The organism is Gelidibacter mesophilus DSM 14095, assembly GCF_000423005.1.
Taxonomy (GTDB): Bacteria; Bacteroidota; Bacteroidia; order Flavobacteriales; family Flavobacteriaceae; genus Gelidibacter; species Gelidibacter mesophilus.
Genome location: NZ_AUHD01000005.1, coordinates 359,459 through 377,444 on the forward strand (window position 1 = coordinate 359,459; position 17,986 = coordinate 377,444).

The following is a 17,986-nucleotide window of genomic DNA, read 5'->3' on the forward strand; positions in this document are numbered from 1 at the left end:
ATAAAACCATCAATATAACGCTTGTTTTCATTATTTCTATAATGCCTTTGGTTATAGGTCACAATAAAGATGCATGAATATACTCGTGTTTTATTAGCTGTTTAAAGAATCTCAAAGGTGGCAGTAAAACATTGTTTTTATATTAATCATTTTTTGTCTTTAAAAAATAATAACAGAGGTCTCCGATGAAATCCTGCTTAAAAGGCTAAATTTGTATACTTTTTCCATGCCTATGTTCCACTACGACCTTCCCGATATCAAAGTCCAACGCTTAGCCGTTAAATTAAATCCAGCAGCTGAAAAGTTGGTGATGCAAATTGCGCATCCGTGGGTGTTCTCCAAAAATATTGAGAAAATAAATAAACCCGGAAATGCGGGTGATATTGCCATTTTATTCCGTCAAAAATCAAATGACGTTTATGGCGTTGGCCTGTATGATCCGGACTCGCCAATCCAAATTAAAATGCTTCATTATTACAGTGGGAAAAACATTGATAGCGCATTTTTCTCAGAAAAAATAAACGAGGCCTACGCATCACGAGAACCGCTTTTAAAAACGAATACCAATAGTTATCGGTTGTTGTTTGGTGAAAATGACGGCTTCCCAGGATTTATTGCCGATGTTTACGCAAATGTGTTGGTGGTTAAATTATATTCCGCCATTTGGTTCCCTTATCTAAAAGATATTTTGGAATTATTGATTGCCGTTTCAGGATGTGAAACAGTAGTTTTACGCCTCAGCCGAAACCTTCAGGCAAATAATCATTTTGATTTGCAGGACGGCATGGTGTTATATGGAGAATTGGAAAATGAAGAAGTGGAATTTGTAGAACACGGCGTTCTGTTTACCGCCAATGTTATCAAAGGCCATAAAACCGGTTATTTTTTAGACCATCGCGAAAACCGAAAACGCGTAGGCGTTTTAGCTAAGGGTAAAACAGTTTTGGATGTGTTTTCCTATGCAGGCGGATTTTCAGTACACGCCTTAGCCGGTGGTGCGAACGAAGTGACCAGCGTTGACATTAGCAAACAAGCATTAGAACTGGCCACATCAAATGCTGCTTTAAATGGATATGTAGACAACCATGTGACCCTTGCTGGCGATGCGTTCTTGATTCTTGAACAATTGGTGGAAGAAGGAAAAACCTATGATGTGGTAGTCATCGATCCGCCATCTTTTGCGAAAAGTCAAAAGGAGGTGGCCACCGCAAAACATAAATACGGGCAATTGGCACGGTTAGGTGCGCAATTGGTCTCCGCTAAAGGGATCTTAGTTTTGGCATCCTGCTCATCACGTGTGGTGGCTGACGATTTCTTCGAGATCAATGAAGCGGCCCTTCGATCTTCTGGACGGAAATTTACAACCCAAGATAAAACCTACCACGACAGTGATCATCCTATTTCTTTTAAGGAAGGTGCCTATTTAAAATGTGGCTATTATAAATTCAAGTGATGATCGGAAACTAGGGTTTCAGCTTATTATAGAAAATGCTTTTGCTTAATTATCTCGCGTTTAAAAAGAATATTCTTTAGTAAGTTATTGCTTCTCCGCTGGTGGTGTGATCATAATATGCGAACGATGGGTATCAGCCTCCATCAACCATGGCATTCCTGGCAAGGCCGGTTGAGTAGGCAATCCGGTTTCGGCAGCACTCATGTAAGGCTTGTATAATACATATCTGATTTTACTATTTTTTAATTCACCAGTTTCAAAATCGAGATCTTCCTGTGTTGCAGTCACCACATAAACCGCAGCCGGCTCTTTTGGCATTACCAATGTTCCTGCGTCGATTTCAATTTTGCGCGCCTCTCGTTTCTCCATTTCAGTTTTTCCTTCAGCAAGCAACTCACGACCTCTCGCCATATAGACTTCCAATTTATCGCTATAGCAAGAAACACTTATTCTATCTTTATCCGGATTATCCGCTAAGCAGACCATGCCGTTGTTACCCTCACGTAAGGTGATGAGTTCTCCTTTTTGGTTGTAGCCTAAAATTTTTGCACCGTCTTGAAATGTTTCAGGGCAGGCATAAAGTGCGGTCTTAATTTGACTTTCTGCTGATGGTACCTTGGATTGACCTATGGCAGACGAAAAACAAACTAGAACTGAAAGAAGAAATAAATTTTTCATAATTGATTTTTTTATATGGACTGCATAAGTTACGAAACTTATGGCAAACAGTACAGTGAAATTCCAGTTCTCTTGAGAAATTTAATTATCTTGACCCTATTAAATAACCTCTGCCACTTTTAGTTTTAAAACCATGAGATTTTTCAAATCCCTATTTTTTTGTATGTTTTTTATTGTGTTTTCCTGTAAAAAGGAAACTGTTGAAAAAACCGGTATTATTCCACAGCCAAATTTTATAAACTATCAAGAAGGCACGTTTTCAATTACAGAAAACACCACTATCGTTGTAAAGGACTCAAAAGAAGGTCAGCTGATTGCTGCTGGACTGAACTCGTTTTTAGATACGAATTTTAATTTGAACCTAAAAGTGTCATCAGAATCTCAAGCAAATGCCATCCAATTAATGGTGAACGACGACAAAACTGATAAAGAAGCCTATCAACTGGAAGTTTCTAAAACCGGTATTTTAATCCAAGGAAACTCCTACCAAGGTGTCTTTTATGGTATACAAACCTTGAAACAATTACTGACTCCAAAAACGATCATAAAAAAGCCTGTCCTTAATTTTGTCAACATTAAAGATGGGCCTGAGTTTGGTTATAGAGGCATGATGCTGGATGTGTCGCGTCATTTTATGGAAAAGGATTCGGTTAAAAAAGTCATTGATATTTTGGCTATGCACAAAATGAACAAGCTCCATTGGCATTTGGTGGATGGTATTGGATGGCGAATTCAAATTGACAAATATCCAGAATTGACCAAAAAAGGGGCTTGGAGAAAGGTCAAGGAATATAAAAAACCATGGGAAGACTTTGAAGCTACTTATAAAGATAGTGAAGGTGACGTGTACGGCGGTTTTTACACCAAAGACGATATTAAAGAAATTGTGGCCTATGCTGCCGAGCGCTATATTGATGTGATTCCAGAGATTGAAATGCCAGGACATTCAGAAGCCGCTTTACAGTGTTATCCTGAATTCATTTGTGAGGATACCGAAAACACAGGGGTTTACTGCGCAGGTAATGATGGCTCCTTTGAGTTTTTACAGAATATTATTGATGAAGTGGTAGAATTATTTCCGTACGAATATCTGCATATTGGTGGTGATGAAGTAGGGAAGGAGGCCTGGTTGAATTGTAAAAGATGTCAAAAAAGGATGCGCGATGAAAATTTAAAAAGTGGCGAAGAACTGCAAAGCTATTTTGTAAAGCGGATGGAGGAATTTGTGGATTCTAAAGACAGAAAGCTCATTGGTTGGGATGAAATATTGGAAGGCGGCATCCCGGAAAGAGCGGCCGTAATGTCCTGGAGAGGCTTTGAAGGTGGTATTGAAGCGGCCAACGCAGGTCATGATGTGGTTATGTCGCCAGGTTCACCCTTGTATTTTGACTATAATCAAGGGACAAGTGAATTTGAGCCACCATCGTGGGGTGGTTATAATAACTTGCTTAAGGTGTATAATTTCAATCCGATTCCTGAAGATATTGCAGCGGATAAGAGGCATCATATTTTAGGTGGACAGGCCAATCTATGGACGGAACAAATTAAATCATTATCCCATGTTCAATGTATGATGCTGCCAAGGCTCTCTGCGCTTTCTGAAGCACTTTGGACGGGTCCAGACCAGAAGAATGAACAAGACTTTATTAAAAAGATGGATCTTCATTTTGATAGATTAAACGCATTGGGTTATAATTTTGCATGGAGTGCGCTTGCTCCCGATTATAAAGCCACTTATGATAATGCCAACAAAGAATTTGTGCTTGAGTTAAATAATGAACTGGGCATCTATGATATCAGATACACATTAGATGGTTCTGTACCATCAATGACTTCGGAAAACTATTCAAAACCCATCCGTTTTACCGATCCAATTGATTTACATGCACAAACATTTAGAAAGGGTGAAGCTATTGGGTTTCCGTTAAAAAAGTTGTTCTCTACAAGTTTTACAGAGAACACTAAGGTGACCTACACTAATTCTTATGATGCCAGTTATAGCGGCGGTGGGGATCGGGCTTTATTGGACAATAAGTATGCAACACCACGTGGTGATGATCCCAATTGGCAGGGACTTCCTCAAAAGGATTTTGAGGTTATTATTGATTTGGGAAAACCTAATGCCTTGTCATATATTGGGTTAAACTTTTTTCAGCATCTGGCTTCTACGTCCGTGATGTTACCGACTGAAGTCACTATTGCCATTTCAAAAGATGGCAAGGAGTATCAAACGGTTTACAGCCAAGCCTTGGAAACCATTCAGAAGAGGGATCCAATTATTAAAAGGATAGAAACTGATTTTGAGAAACAGAATATCTCATATATTAAAATCACGGCGAAAAATAGAGGCACACTACCAGAATGGCATATCCGAAGTGGAGATGCTTGGCTGTTTGTTGATGAGGTTTCGGTAAAATAGAAGTCCGTTAGTATTCGTATAGTATCACACGGTTATGAAGGAGAGTTTTTTCTCTAAAAAATATTTAGTTATGGTTGGTTTTAAAACAGCGACTATGATGAGGATTTTATTCCTTCAATTTTATTTTCTCTTTATTCTCAAACCTAAATTCGTCCAATTCTTTTAATTGACTGGTTATTTTTTCTTTCCATTCCGCTAATTTTTCTTCATTTCTTCCAGAATCTGTTTCTGTTATTAAGGCCATTCGCGTTTCCGTAAGTTCTGCCATGATTTCATTATTGATTTTATTAACGATATCAAAGCCTTTTGTGAGTTGGCCTATATCTTTTAGGACTCTTTTTCTGAACTTTCGAGCTTGAATTTCGGCGAGGTCAAATTGCATTTGTTGAAAGTCAATTTGGTTTTGGATATCCTCAACTTTTGTCGTGTCCATATATGAGGCATTTCCCAAAAAGATATTCCCAACTTTTTGATTCATATTCTTCTTCATAAAGTCCAATCCGCCAATGGCGTGGGTAATCATAAACTGACTATAGGCAACTTCATTATTGGCATCGCTCACTTTAATCTTGAAATCGTCTAAAGTAAGTTTGTTGTCTGAACTCCATCGCTTTTGCCCGTCCTGTAACTCTTGTCCAAAACTGAGATGGATACAAATAACGCCTAAGATAATTCCTGAAAATACGCTTCTAAAAGAAGACCCACGGACGTTTGGGGAATGTGCGCGCATAAAAAAGTGATTGTGGATTTGAGTGACTAATTTAGAGATTAAAATTAGATGGACAACATGTCCTATAAAACTTTAATTTGGCCATACTCAGCACTGTGATAACAATGAGGATGGTATGATTTGTGGCGTTGTGAATGTTCACTGCGAATTTTGAAGAGACATCTAAAGTGGCGAAAATTTCATCTATTTACCCATCGGCATCAATAATAAAGCCCATTTTGAAGAATAGCGTTAATTGCTTTTTCTTCGTGTTGTACAAGAGCATTATAGGCTACTTTATCCAAATTGCTTTCCACTCCAATAAAATCCATCGTATAATTTTCCAATATTTCGTTGAAAATTAGCTTCACTCTATTGAGATGGTAATCGGAAGTGATTATTGTTAGCTTAATATTTTCTAATTTAGATAGGATCGCTTTAGCTTTTACAGCGTCTTCAACGGTGTTTGATGACAAAGCAAAATCTAGAAAATTTTCTTCTATAATTCCTTTTCCAGTGAGATAATGTTTTGCAAAAGAGGCGTGCGCATGTTCTGAGGTGTTAAAATGTGATCCCCATCCACCCGTGCAGAGTATGAGGTTTCCCTCCTCATAACGATTAATACAAGAATCCAATCTGCTTATTGAGATCTCACTTAATTCTCCTGAAGGTGAATTAGGACTACCCAAAACTATCAAAATGTGTTTTTTCATGATTATGGAATTGGTTAGCTCAAAGTTAAATACGGTTTGTCATACTTGATAGAGACAAAAGGTTAACTAACTACAAAATTAAAACCCCTAAAAAGTTCATGAAAAATTTCAGGTCCTTAAATTCTAAGGTGTTGGCAAGTGACCTTATTCTTTTTTATTTAATAGTTCTCTTACTTCTTGAGGATTCATAAAGGATAATTTTAAATTTCTAATTTCCCCTGAAAATCCATTTTTAGAATCTCCTATTTTCTCTAGTGGGAATGTCAATGTTTGTTGATAATTGAATCCGTTTGGCAAACCTTCTGTTTTTTTGTACGCCGTTAAATGTTCTTTTTCTTCACCATCAACATAAAGCGTCACACTTTTATAATCGCCTACTAAACGAAGGGTTTGCCAGCTGTCGTTTTGAGGTATAAAATTAAATATATAGGTATAGCCGTCACGTGAAAATCCTAGTTTTCCGGAGCCTTTTGTATTTAAGGTCATAGTTCCATAGTTGCTTTGGAAAAGAATCGCATCCTTTTTATTGTCACTTTTGGGCTTAATATCAAAGGACACATCATAATTGTAGCCTAAGTTTGTTCCCCCTAAAATCAGCTCTTTCTTACCATTAAATCGAATGGCTGTTGTGCCTACTTTTGAGGCTATTTTGTTTAATTCATCGTCAGTATAACTTCCACTTAAGTTTATTTTAGGCCCGTCAGAAGAAGTATCGGCCAATAGCTGGTAGGCTTCGAATGTTTTACTAGGAGCTACTTTCCAGTTTTTGGTGCCTAGTGCTTTTACAGCAGGCATGGTGCGATAGTGAACATCCAATTGAGAAATTCCATTTCCAGAGACATCATTCCAGACTGCAAAAGTGGAGCCTAAAAGTCCTTGTTGAAAGTCAGGCAATGTGAGGACAGTATTCACTTTTTCTGGTCTGTAATTGGAGTAAATCCACTGAATATCTAAGAAATCTCTATAGTATCCTGCCGTAGGAACAATATACAACCACGTGTCTGGTGTAGAAATTATTTCGAAACCATCATCAAGCATTTTCTCGGCATTGACCCAATCCTTGCTCCATGCGTTCATTATCGCATTCCCAACTGGTTTTACTTCAGTTAATGGATCGTCTTTCAGCCACTCTAACCCACCCCAAAGACGAGGGGTCTTACCTGAATCGGCAATGTAATTTAGGTAGTGATTGGTGAACTCACGAAATCGCTTTGCTTGGTGATTATCCACATCTCTACCTTTGCCTTCTTTAATATACTCATCGGTGCCAATGTGTACATCCGGTCCGATAAAAACGGGATTATCCCCTTTAATGTATTCATCAAAAAGTCTATCAAAGAAATCATATATAACAGGAAGCTTTTCATCATTAAGTATATCTAAATGATCATCAGCATATGGTGCCGAGGCTTTCAACTCTGGATTATAGCGTGTAAACGCCAACGCGTGTGCAGGAATATCTATTTCAGGGATCACATTGACTCCGTATTGCATGCCTAAACGTTGCAAGTTGCGAAATTGTTCTTTTGTATAATGCCCATCTTCTGCGGCCAAACCAGGGTAGATGTCACTTTCCAATCGAAAGGCAGCATAGGTTTTTGACCAGTCATTGTCAGAATATGATTTAAAGGCATTGTCATTGAGATGCACGTGAAATTCATTCATTTTATAGTAGGAGAGAATCTTTACATAATCTCTTAAATAATCGATAGTAAAAAATTTTCTTCCAACATCTAACATAAATCCACGATTTGGATAATCAGGATAATCTGTTATTAATCCAGAAGGGATTGCGTTTTTATGGTTTTCAGTAAGTTGTAAAAGCGTACGCGTGGCCCAAAACACACCGTTTCTAGAAGCGCCTTCAATAGTGACTCCTGTGCTGGGATTTAAATCTAGGGTATAAGCCTCCTCGTTTTTAAGAGTCGTAGTGCTGTAAGTTAAGAGAATTTCATTATTTGAAGCTGCTTTTATTGCTGAGGTGGATGCTATGTTTGCCTTGATTTGAAACATGCTGTTCAATTCCTCTTTTAGCTGATTGGCAATTTGCATCAGGCTGTCATTTTTGCTGGTATTTACCTTTATTTCTATTGATGTAGGTAAAGCATAGTTTCTGTTGCTAGCGACAAAGGACTGTACTTCTGGGATGACTTTTAGTGTGGTTACCTGTGAAAACAGTTGAAGTGTAGAAGCAAATAAAATGAGTACACATATGTTGATTTTCAGAATGTCATTAAGTCTTTTCATGTTAAGGAATGGTGATTGTAAAATAAGTAATTCGTTTTCAGGTTTATAAACACTGTCATAAGCAAAAAAATCAAATGTTAGACAAGGTGCTTATTGAGTTTATAGATTATCTCCTAGAGATAATTTTGAATTTTGCATAAATCTATGGAAAAAAATCTTCTGGAGAAAAGAAATGGCTTAGACAATAGTATTCTGAATGTGTTTCTAATGCGTGATGATAAAAAATGATTGCATTTGTCATAAAATGATGTTGATAACTCATCCAGTTCTGTAGATGTTAATAGCTTTGGAATAGGAAGTGAATAACTGGAAATCGGAAAAATTCTCTTTTAGCTAAGTATTAAAAGTCTCCAACAGAGCTGTACGGGAATTTCGTAGAGTGCTCAGACAAAAAAAGAAGTTAATATTTAAGGTCCTTAGCCTATTATTGCGTTTTTTGATAGAGCGCCATCATTTTATCAATCATTGCATCTTCAGTAAAATTGTGCATTGCATGTTGATAGGCATTTTCACCTAAGCGCTCCAATGATTGAGGAGTGTTTGAAATTTTTTCTATTATTTTAGCTAATTCTAAATGGTTTTCAGATTCAAAAACGTAACCATTGTTCCCGTCAATAATTTGATCGTGAGCACCTTCAGTATTTGATCGAATGACTGGTTTTTTCATCATCATCGCTTCTAAAGGAACTAAAGGAAAACCTTCTCTTCTAGACGGAAGAATTAATGTATCAATCATCCTGTAGATGTCTTTTGGATCTCTAAACGGAATTAAGGAAACAATGTCATTTAGTTGATATTCATTGATCATTTCTTTCACCCAATCAATTTCGCCATCGCCAAGTATTATTAAATGAACATTAAATTGTGTACAGGTACTGAAGGCTTTAAGCAAGACATCAACACCTTTTCTATAACTTAGAGATCCCACAAAGCCAAAAATTATTTTATCGCTTGGGATGGAAAACTCTTTTTTTAAACTTATAATCTTTGTTTGGTTAATTTCATTCTCGCGCTTTTCAACCCCATTAAAAATGAGCTCGACTTGACTTTCTTCATAGTTATAGGAAGAGATTAAGAACGTTTTCAATTCTCTACTGATTGCAATGGCATAATCCGCTTTTCTGTTTAGAAAATGCTTGGGGATTCCCATAATATGATGGGTTATGATAAATTTTTTCCCCGTGAAGAATCGATGAATGGCGGCTAAATATGTTGTGACTGCATAATGTGAATGAATTACATCAGGCTTAAGTTTATAAAATTGATATAAAGCAAAAGGGGTCGCATAAATATATGAGCACAGTTGTTTGATCTTAGATATGAAATTTACTTTTGTGTACAAAGGAAATGGTAGTTCCACAAATCGGATGCCGTCTAACCTAGCTTTTTCAAACAAATTGATTGCACTCGGATCATCGGCATGGCCTCTAGATAGAATATAGACTTCCTCACCGCGTTCAATGAGGTTTTTAGCTACTGAATACATGTGAGTTGTAGAACCTTCTGCTGGTAGATATCGCGCTAAGAAAATAATTTTCATGACCCCTAATTTAAATTTAATAACAACCTTTATTTAAACGAATTTAAGTGAGACTGAACCCAAATAATACACGATTTTATGACTTTCATAAACCTATTAAGAATGTTATTAAACGGTATATGTTGTCAAATAAAAACTTATAACATGTTAATTTTTGATTATTAACATGTTCCAAAAATACTAGGGGATTATTTTTTGAAAAGAATTGATATTGTAAATTCTATCAAATAGAGCCGCTAATTTACGCAGTATTTGTGACATATTAATATTAAAATTGAATATCTTCTTCGATTTGTCATTTATGGAATGCTGCTCAAATCAATGTAACTTACATTCTCAAATTCCTAACCCGTTCTAAAAGTGTCGGGTGTGAATAATGAACCCATACATATGCAGGATGTGGTGTTAAGTTACTCAAGCTGTTTTTGGAGAGTTTTTTTAGAGAACTGACTAAAGGTTCGCTCTTGTAAGTCTTTTTGGCATAATTATCTGCCTGATATTCAAACTTGCGCGAAAAGTGGTTCATCACAAATCCGGTCACTTCAGAAATAGGCGAGTAGAGCAGTCCAAAAGCAATCAATCCGACATGGAAACTTGGGATTTGTACGCCAAGCGCATTGGACAATAACGGATTTGAGATAAAAATGGAGAGGATAAATAAAGTTACTCCCGTCAGTAATAATGAGGTGATGAGATTGAAAATAATGTGCTTCTTCTTATAATGTCCAACCTCGTGTGCCAGAACGGCTACAATTTCTTCGTCATCCAAATCGTTGACCAAAGTGTCATAAAGCGTGACGCGTTTTTCACTTCCAAATCCTGAGAAATAAGCGTTGGCTTTGGTACTTCGTTTGGAGCCGTCAATCACGAAAATCTTATCGAGATTAAACCCTACTGAAGTGGCATAGGCGGAGATTTTATTCCGTAGCTCACCAGTTTCCAAAGGGGTCTGCTTGTTAAAGATTGGGACGATAAGTCGCGCATAAAACATATTGGTAAAAATACTGAATGCCGCAACGAGTGCCCAAGCATATAACCAAAAGTGAGTTCCGGTCACGTCGTAAAACCAAATAATCAAAGCTAAAAGTCCGCCGCCAATAATTGCCATCATAAGCAGACCCTTTAACTTGTCCAAAATAAAAGTGGCTTTTGTAGTCTTATTGAATCCAAACTTTTCCTCAATGACGAAGGTTTGATAATAGGTAAAAGGCGTATTGATAATATCACTCCCCAACATAATAATTCCAAAGAAGATTAAAGCAATGATGATGTTATTATTACTATAACTTCGCGCGATATTATCAACAAACTCAAAACCATCCAAGCCTAAAAATGCCAAGGTCAATACCAACGAAAAAGTTGAGGTAATCAATCCAAATTTATAGTTTGTGGTTTTATAGTCCTGCGATTTGTGATACTCCGCCTGATCATAAACATCGGTCAATTCCTCAGGAATGGGGTCGCTATAGAGTTTAGCATTTAGGGCATCCAAAATTTTATCGACTATAAAATCGATGATAATGATGGCGATGATGATGTAGAATAGGGTGGTAGCGTTCATGGGTTAAATTCCAATATTTAAAATTCCCTGTCTGCCGACAGGTAGGTAAATTCCAAGGTGATCTTTAATTGGGATTTGTATTTTGTTTTTTTTGTCTAATTGTAATATTGCTTATTATCATGAGATTGCCACGTTCGTGCCTTACTCGCAATGACATTCAGGAAAAGTTTCGTTGTCTCTTGGCCTCAAAAATAAGGATTCCTGCGGCAACGGATACATTCATACTGTCAATTTCACCTTGCATGGGGATGATGATGTTTTGGGTGGATTGTTGCAACCATTCGGCACTCAAACCGGTTGCTTCAGTACCCATCACAATGGCAGTTGCTTTTGTGAAATCTTGTGTGGTATAGAGTTCAGAAGATTGTAAGGCAGCACAATAAATAGAGATTTTCTTTTCTTTTAAAAACGAAATGATTTCAGATGTTGAACCCGTAGCAATCTGATTGGTGAAAATACAGCCCACACTACTGCGGATGATATTTGGATTGTACAAATCGGTTTTTGGGTTGGCAATAATTACAGCATCTACATTCGCAGCATCTGCCGTTCTCAAAATCGCGCCTATATTTCCTGGTTTTTCTGGAGCCTCTGCGACGAGAATTAATGGGTTTTCTGACTTAAAAGCGATGTTGCTTAAGTCATGTGCTTTTGTTTTGGCCACGGCTATCACACCTTCCGTAGTGTCTCTGTGTGCCAGTTTTTGATAGACTTCTTTGGAAATCTGTATGGTAGTTGTCTGTTGTGAGATTAGGTTGTTGAGCTGTGCTTCAGAAAATAACTCAGGATAATACAAAATGGTTTCAATACGATACTTGCCTTTGATGGACAAACCAATTTCGCGTGCGCCTTCAATTAAAAATAATCCCGATTTATTGCGATCTCTAGACTTTTCCTTGAGCTGATAAAGCGCTTTGATATAGGGGTTCTGAACGCTTGTTATTTCCTTATTCACAGATGTGTAGTGTTTTGCTGGCGCAAATTTACTGAATATGAGAGAACAATTGCAGGATTCGAAGGAAATTGAATGTAGAATTTATTGGCACAAGGATTTTGGTTTTTAGAGATTAATTTCATGAATACACACTAATTCTGAATTCTCCGTTCATGATTAATTTGTACGATTGCGAAAAGCAATTTAATCATAAATTGTGCTATCTATTTTTACCTAATATTATATTCCTTAATTTGTGGACGATTTAAAATGAGCAAATTTTTTTAAAGACAAATTATATATCTAAATATTAAGATTTCTTGCTTCCTGTTCACAGACTGGAATGTAAAGGAAAAAATCACAATTCTTATGAAAAAAATAGTTTACCTGTGCGTACTCACTTCACTCATGATTTCATGTAAAGACAAAACTTCGGAAACTAAAGTTGATACAGAACCTTCTACAGAGAAGGTAATAGATGTGACCACTAGTGCTTATCCTGAAAATATCACCAAGGTTTTTGCTGCCCATGGCGGACTTGATGCCTGGAATGAAATGGCTACTTTAGAGTTTTCGGTTGAAAAGCCTGGCGGTTATGAAATTACAACCACCGATTTAAAAGACCGTTATGCTTTGATAGAAATGCCAAAACATACGATTGGATTTGATGGCGAAGTTTTGTGGATGAAAAATAGGGACAAAAGTAACTATGACGGCAATCCTAAGTTTTACTATAACTTGATGTTTTATTTTTATGCCATGCCGTTTGTATTGGCCGATGATGGAATTATGTATGCTGAAGCAGAGCCTTTGGTTTTCGAAGGTAAAACCTATCCAGGAATCCAAATTTCATATAAAAACGGTGTGGGTGCCTCTTCAGATGATGAATATGTGTTATATTATGATGCAGATTCTTATAAGATGGCTTGGCTAGCCTATACGGTCACTTTTGGTAATGAGAAAAGCACGAAATTTAGTTATATCAACTATAACAATTGGCAAGAGGTGGAAGGAATCACATTGCCGGAAACTATGGTTTGGTATAATGTTGAAAACAACCAGCCTACGACAGTGAAAAGTGAAATCAAATTTGTTAGCCCAATGATGACCACGGTAAAAATGGACTCAAGAGTCTATGGCAGACCTGAAGGTGGGGAGATCATTCAATAAATTTTTAGAACAAAGACTTGATTGTCTATGTTTTAGACATTTCCATAAAATTTACTGTATACTGCTGTTCTTCATTTTTGAATTATAAAAAATCTGTCACGCTCTTTACGTCGAGAATGACAGATTTTTTAAAATATAGAAATATATTTTTCAATCGAAAGCGCTAACTTCAAGCTTCCAACTCCCTTATTTCTTCTCAGCCTTATATTTGTCGTCATAACGATGGTATAATTCCGTCTGATGTGTTTCTAAACTGATCAAACGACCATCAATAAAAGCATGGGTCAATTGATTGGTTCGCATATCCAAAGCATCCCCATTACTAATAAATAAAGTGGCGCTTTTTCCTTCTTCCAGAGTACCATAATCATTATCAATGCCTAAAATTTTAGCCGTGTTAGAAGTGATCAACTTTAAGGCTTCTTCTTTATCTAAGCCGTGAGCAACAGCTGTTCCTGCGTAAAAAGGAAGATTTCTGGAACTCATACGTTCCATGGATCCATTGGCATTTAACGCTACCATCACCCCTTTGTTGACCAATAATGTTGCTAGTTTATAGGGTAAATCATAATCATCATCTTCTTGCGATGGAAGTGAATGAATCCGTTGGACAATAACAGGAATATTGTTTTGCTTTAATAAATCGGCTACTTTATAAGATTCACTGCCACCAACAATAACCAAATGCTGCACCTTATTATTTTTAGCAAAATGAATGGCATCTGTGATGCCCTTTTCATCATCAACATTGACGTATAATTTGTTAGAGCCATCAAATAAACCTTGGGTGGCCGCATAAGGTAAGTTTATAGTAGGTTGATCTCCGGCAGCGTAGGATTTTGACTCATTAAAAAAGGAAACGATTTCATCCACTTGTTCACTGTACTTATCATTGCTCTTTAAGCCTCTATCTTCACCAAGCCACCATCGACCGCGTGTGAAGCTGCTTGGCCAATTCAGGTAAATGCCGTCATTTACTTTAACAGTAGCATCTTCCCAGTTCCAAGCATCAAATTGCACAACTGATGACGTTCCTGAAATACGACCGCCTTGTGGTGCAATCTGACCCAGCAATACGCCATTTGGACGCATCGATTCCACTACTTTAGATTCGGCATTATAAGCAATAATACTTCTGATATGTGGATTCATCTCTCCAATTTCACTTTCGTCAACAGTAGCTTTTACCGCATCAATTTCTGTCAGACCTAAAGTTGATGAAGGCACAATAAAACCAGGATACACATGCTTGCCATTGGCTTTTATGACTTCCATGCCTGAAAGATCTGTTTGACCTGACGTTGATACGGTTGTCAATTTGCCATCTTTAAAAATGATAAGGCTGTTTTCAATGACCTGGCCATTGCCCAAATGTGCAGTAGCACCCGTAATGGCAATTGGTTGCGACTGCTTGGCTGCCGGTGTTTGCTGTGCAAAACATAAGGAAGTGCACAGTGTGATAATTAATATATATGTGATGTTTTTCATGTTATTATGATTTTGTGCCACGAATGCACGAATTTTTTATTTTTTACCTTTAACCTCTGCCTGCCCGTCCGAAACATTAGCGAAGGCGGGAAGTCTGAACCCTACTCAGAGTCACAATGCAGCATCTCCTTTTCCTTTTTCTTTATTGGCTGAGTCTTCAAGCCTTTATTTTTGGCTTGCAACATGTCATTGATTAGGGCGCTTCTTTCCTGTTTAATTTGTGTTCTGATCATCTCATCACGCTTTAAATCGAAATAGGTTGCGCCTTCAATAATGGTTTTTTCAGCTTTTGCGTAAATGGAAAGCGGATGGTCTGACCAAAGAACCACATCGGCATCCTTACCAACTTTAATACTGCCAACACGGTCATCAATATGTAAAAGTTTCGCAGGGTTTAAAGTGACAAACTTCCAAGCTTCCTCTTCGCTAACGCCTCCATATTTCACGGTTTTTGCCGCTTCTTGGTTCAAGCGACGGCTCATTTCGGCATCATCACTATTGATGGCCACGGTAATGCCTACATCGTGCATAATGGCTGCGTTATAAGGGATGGCATCATTTACCTCGTATTTGTACGACCACCAATCAGCAAATGTAGAGCCACCTACACCGTGCTCTAACATTTTATCGGCAACTTTATAACCTTCTAAAATATGGGTAAACGTATTGATCCTGAAGTCGAATTGATCTGCAACCTTTATCAACATATTGATTTCACTCTGTACATAAGAATGGCAACTGATAAAACGTTCGCCGTTGAGGATTTCGACAAGGGTTTCCATTTCTACATCCTGTCGGTAAGGTTTGCCGGATTTTTTTAAGGCTTCATATTCTTTTGCACGGGTGAAATAATCGATAAATACTTGTTCAACACCCATTCTGGTTTGTGGAAATCTGCCACCGCTCCAGTTGGATTGTTTTACGTTTTCACCTAAAGCGAATTTTATATACTTCGGACTGTTGGTAATAATCAAATCTTTAGCGGCATGTCCCCATTTTGGTTTGATGATGGCTGAACGCCCACCAATTGGATTTGCCGACCCGTGCAGAATTTGAATGGACGTGACACCACCAGCTAAATTTCTGTATAAATTGATATCCGTATCATCAACCACATCTTCAATAGTGACTTCAGCAGAAGAATTCTGACCGCCTTCATTGACTGAGGCCGCAGCAATATGCGAATGCTCATCAATCACGCCAGACGTTAAATGCTTACCAGTGGCATCAATAACTTGAGCGCTACCATCAGATAAATTCTTTCCAATTTTAGCAATCTTCCCATTTTTGATAAGGACATCAGTGTTCTCTAAATTGCCATCTTTCTCGTTGGTCCAAACTGTAGCATTGGTGAACAATAAGGTTTCAGCTTTTGGTAAAGTTTTAAAACCATAGCCGTTGTTTGGGAAAGTGATGGGAGATACTGAAGCAACAGTGTCTTTTTTATCATCATCAGCATCGTCTTTTTTGGAATCCGTGTCTTTTTTGGCTTCCGTTTGTTTCGCGAAAAAACCCAGCTCTGTACCAGTTGGCATGATGGCTTTGCCAGTAAGGTTTTTATTGGCATCTACATTGGCTATAACTCTTATAAACTCTTGTTTTGTGCTATCTTGAGTAGTAAAGGCAATGTTTATCCAATCGTCAGCGTAGGCTACTTTTGAGCCACGTTTTTTATTGTTGGCAGTGATTTCAGATTTCAGCTTGCTCAATTCCCCGGAAAGGGTCATGTCATAAGACTCACCAGCTAGAGAAAATTCGTATGTACCAGTAATATCGATAATACTTCTGTTTTCAATGGTGTTTTTATAACCTTGAACCCAATTCTCATAAAGTGTGGTCTTCTTATCGAAAATATCTCCAGAAGTGATCAAGAAGTTAGCGTAAGTACCATTTCTCAAAGAGCCTATTTTATCTGATTTTCCTAAGAGTTGGGCAGGAATAGTGGTCAAGGCTTCTAAGGCCTTTTCTTTTGAGAGCCCAGCTTCAATAGCCTTCATTACGTTTGATTTGAAATCTTTGGCCGATTTTAAATCGTGCGTTGTGAATGCAAACGTGATGTTGTTTTCCGCCAATAGTTTTGGATTGGTCGGTTTTTGATTCCATGCGCGCATATCGTGGATGGATAGGGTAGATGCTAAAAATGCATTTTCAACGTCATAAGCATCAGGGAAATTGATCGGAATGATCATTGACGCATTCATAGCTTTAATTTCTTCAATGCGCTCATACTCATCGCCACCACCTAAAATAATATATTGGATATTGAAAAGATCACCAACTTTATCAGCTCGCAAGTCATTAGCTCGGCTGCCTGCTTCAAAGATTTGAACCATGGATTTGTTAGCGTTCAAAGCTTCAATGGAGAGGTCTTTGGTTTTCGAATTTCCTTTTGCATACCAATTGGCATCATAATACAATTGTCGCAATAAGGCCATGCTTCCCATAATTGAAGAAGGGTAAGACTGATTGGATTTTACACTTTTACTAAAAGAAAGATATTGTGCCGATTTAGCATCAATAATTCGCATGGCATTATCATCGTTGGAGTTTAAAGCAACTAAGGTTCCAGTTCCCCTAACGATACCGTCTTGAATATGGGTATTGACCACACCAAAACCAGCTTTGATTAGATCTTCAGCTTTTTTGGAGTCGTAATTAAACTGGTCAATGGCGTTATTTTCTGGCATAACGTGGTCATTCCAATAAAATCCGGAGCGTGACGCATCATATTGCGAACTTCTGCCACCAGACGGACGTTTTGGTTTTTCAATCCCAAAATCAGAATACATGTCAATAAAAGAAGGGTAGATGCTTTTTCCTGAAGCGTCTATTTGGGTCGCGTTTTTCGGAATATTTACTGAAGTTCCTGATGCCACCACTTTACCATCTTTAATGAGCAAAGTCCCTTTCTCAATAATTTGAGTGGGCGTCACATAAATTTTGGCATTTGTAATGGCAGTGTAATTGGTGTTTTTGGTTGCAACACCATCATTTTTTGGAAAATAGTCCTGTGCAAGTATCGAAAAACTGCACATAAACGTCATGATGGTTAAAACTGTTTTAATCATACGGTT

At 37.6% G+C, this 17,986-nt stretch carries 12 protein-coding genes; 3 read left to right on the forward strand and 9 right to left on the reverse strand.

Translation table 11 applies throughout. The features are described from left to right. Positions 1 to 211 precede the first annotated feature (211 nt). Positions 212 to 1,453 carry a class I SAM-dependent rRNA methyltransferase gene (locus tag G525_RS0106830; RefSeq protein WP_342662740.1) on the forward strand — a complete coding sequence of 414 codons (1,242 nt, stop codon included), beginning with the start codon at positions 212 to 214 and terminating at the stop codon, positions 1,451 to 1,453. Positions 1,454 to 1,537: 84 nt separating this feature from the next. On the opposite strand, the gene G525_RS0106835 is transcribed toward G525_RS0106830, so the two are convergent. Continuing rightward, a complete protein-coding gene (locus G525_RS0106835) occupies positions 1,538 to 2,131 on the reverse strand; it encodes a hypothetical protein (RefSeq protein WP_027125492.1) in 594 nt (197 codons plus the stop codon). A 133-nt stretch (positions 2,132 to 2,264) separates the two neighbouring features. Here G525_RS0106835 and G525_RS0106840 point away from each other — a divergent pair, with 133 nt between their 5' ends. Further along, on the forward strand, positions 2,265 to 4,550 hold the full coding sequence (locus G525_RS0106840; protein WP_084647721.1) for a beta-N-acetylhexosaminidase: 2,286 nt from the start codon (positions 2,265 to 2,267) through the stop codon (positions 4,548 to 4,550). A gap of 106 nt (positions 4,551 to 4,656) precedes the next feature. Here G525_RS0106840 and G525_RS0106845 read toward each other — a convergent pair whose 3' ends face one another. From G525_RS0106845 to G525_RS0106875, 6 genes are all read right to left on the reverse strand, one after another. Then, the gene (locus G525_RS0106845; RefSeq protein WP_051209839.1) at positions 4,657 to 5,280 is read right to left on the reverse strand and encodes a hypothetical protein; all 624 of its coding nucleotides are present in this window, start codon (positions 5,278 to 5,280) and stop codon (positions 4,657 to 4,659) included. 200 nt (positions 5,281 to 5,480) lie between these two features. Further along, positions 5,481 to 5,972, reverse strand: coding sequence for a YdcF family protein (locus tag G525_RS0106850; RefSeq protein ID WP_035479182.1), 492 nt, complete (start codon positions 5,970 to 5,972; stop codon positions 5,481 to 5,483). Between the two features lie 144 nt (positions 5,973 to 6,116). Beyond that, complete coding sequence (locus G525_RS20495) at positions 6,117 to 8,219, reverse strand: beta-N-acetylhexosaminidase (protein WP_051209840.1); 2,103 nt, start codon at positions 8,217 to 8,219, stop codon at positions 6,117 to 6,119. A 424-nt stretch (positions 8,220 to 8,643) separates the two neighbouring features. Then, positions 8,644 to 9,759 carry a glycosyltransferase family 4 protein gene (locus tag G525_RS0106865; RefSeq protein ID WP_027125496.1) on the reverse strand — a complete coding sequence of 372 codons (1,116 nt, stop codon included), beginning with the start codon at positions 9,757 to 9,759 and terminating at the stop codon, positions 8,644 to 8,646. A gap of 328 nt (positions 9,760 to 10,087) precedes the next feature. Next, complete coding sequence (locus tag G525_RS0106870; RefSeq protein WP_027125497.1) at positions 10,088 to 11,320, reverse strand: M48 family metallopeptidase; 1,233 nt, start codon at positions 11,318 to 11,320, stop codon at positions 10,088 to 10,090. 157 nt (positions 11,321 to 11,477) lie between these two features. Continuing rightward, entirely contained in the window at positions 11,478 to 12,275 is a 798-nt protein-coding gene (locus G525_RS0106875; RefSeq protein WP_027125498.1) for a TrmH family RNA methyltransferase, read from the reverse strand. A 348-nt stretch (positions 12,276 to 12,623) separates the two neighbouring features. Here G525_RS0106875 and G525_RS0106880 point away from each other — a divergent pair, with 348 nt between their 5' ends. Then, a complete protein-coding gene (locus tag G525_RS0106880) occupies positions 12,624 to 13,424 on the forward strand; it encodes a DUF6503 family protein (RefSeq protein WP_027125499.1) in 801 nt (266 codons plus the stop codon). 186 nt (positions 13,425 to 13,610) lie between these two features. On the opposite strand, the gene G525_RS0106885 is transcribed toward G525_RS0106880, so the two are convergent. Beyond that, positions 13,611 to 14,912, reverse strand: coding sequence for an amidohydrolase family protein (locus tag G525_RS0106885; protein ID WP_027125500.1), 1,302 nt, complete (start codon positions 14,910 to 14,912; stop codon positions 13,611 to 13,613). Positions 14,913 to 15,013: 101 nt separating this feature from the next. Then, positions 15,014 to 17,980, reverse strand: a complete 2,967-nt coding sequence (locus tag G525_RS0106890) for an amidohydrolase family protein (protein WP_027125501.1) — start codon at positions 17,978 to 17,980, stop codon at positions 15,014 to 15,016. Between the last annotated feature and the right edge of the window lie 6 nt (positions 17,981 to 17,986).

Excerpts from the sequence above, each read along its gene's own strand:
- G525_RS0106835 (WP_027125492.1), bottom strand. The coding sequence starts at position 2,131 with ATGAAAAATTTATTTCTTCTTTCAGTTCTAGTTTGTTTTTCGTCTGCC.
- G525_RS0106840 (WP_084647721.1), top strand. The coding sequence starts at position 2,265 with ATGAGATTTTTCAAATCCCTATTTTTTTGTATGTTTTTTATTGTGTTT.
- G525_RS0106845 (WP_051209839.1), bottom strand. The coding sequence starts at position 5,280 with ATGCGCGCACATTCCCCAAACGTCCGTGGGTCTTCTTTTAGAAGCGTA.
- G525_RS0106850 (WP_035479182.1), bottom strand. The coding sequence starts at position 5,972 with ATGAAAAAACACATTTTGATAGTTTTGGGTAGTCCTAATTCACCTTCA.
- G525_RS20495 (WP_051209840.1), bottom strand. The coding sequence starts at position 8,219 with ATGAAAAGACTTAATGACATTCTGAAAATCAACATATGTGTACTCATT.
- G525_RS0106865 (WP_027125496.1), bottom strand. The coding sequence starts at position 9,759 with ATGAAAATTATTTTCTTAGCGCGATATCTACCAGCAGAAGGTTCTACA.
- G525_RS0106870 (WP_027125497.1), bottom strand. The coding sequence starts at position 11,320 with ATGAACGCTACCACCCTATTCTACATCATCATCGCCATCATTATCATC.
- G525_RS0106880 (WP_027125499.1), top strand. The coding sequence starts at position 12,624 with ATGAAAAAAATAGTTTACCTGTGCGTACTCACTTCACTCATGATTTCA.
- G525_RS0106885 (WP_027125500.1), bottom strand. The coding sequence starts at position 14,912 with ATGAAAAACATCACATATATATTAATTATCACACTGTGCACTTCCTTA.
- G525_RS0106890 (WP_027125501.1), bottom strand. The coding sequence starts at position 17,980 with ATGATTAAAACAGTTTTAACCATCATGACGTTTATGTGCAGTTTTTCG.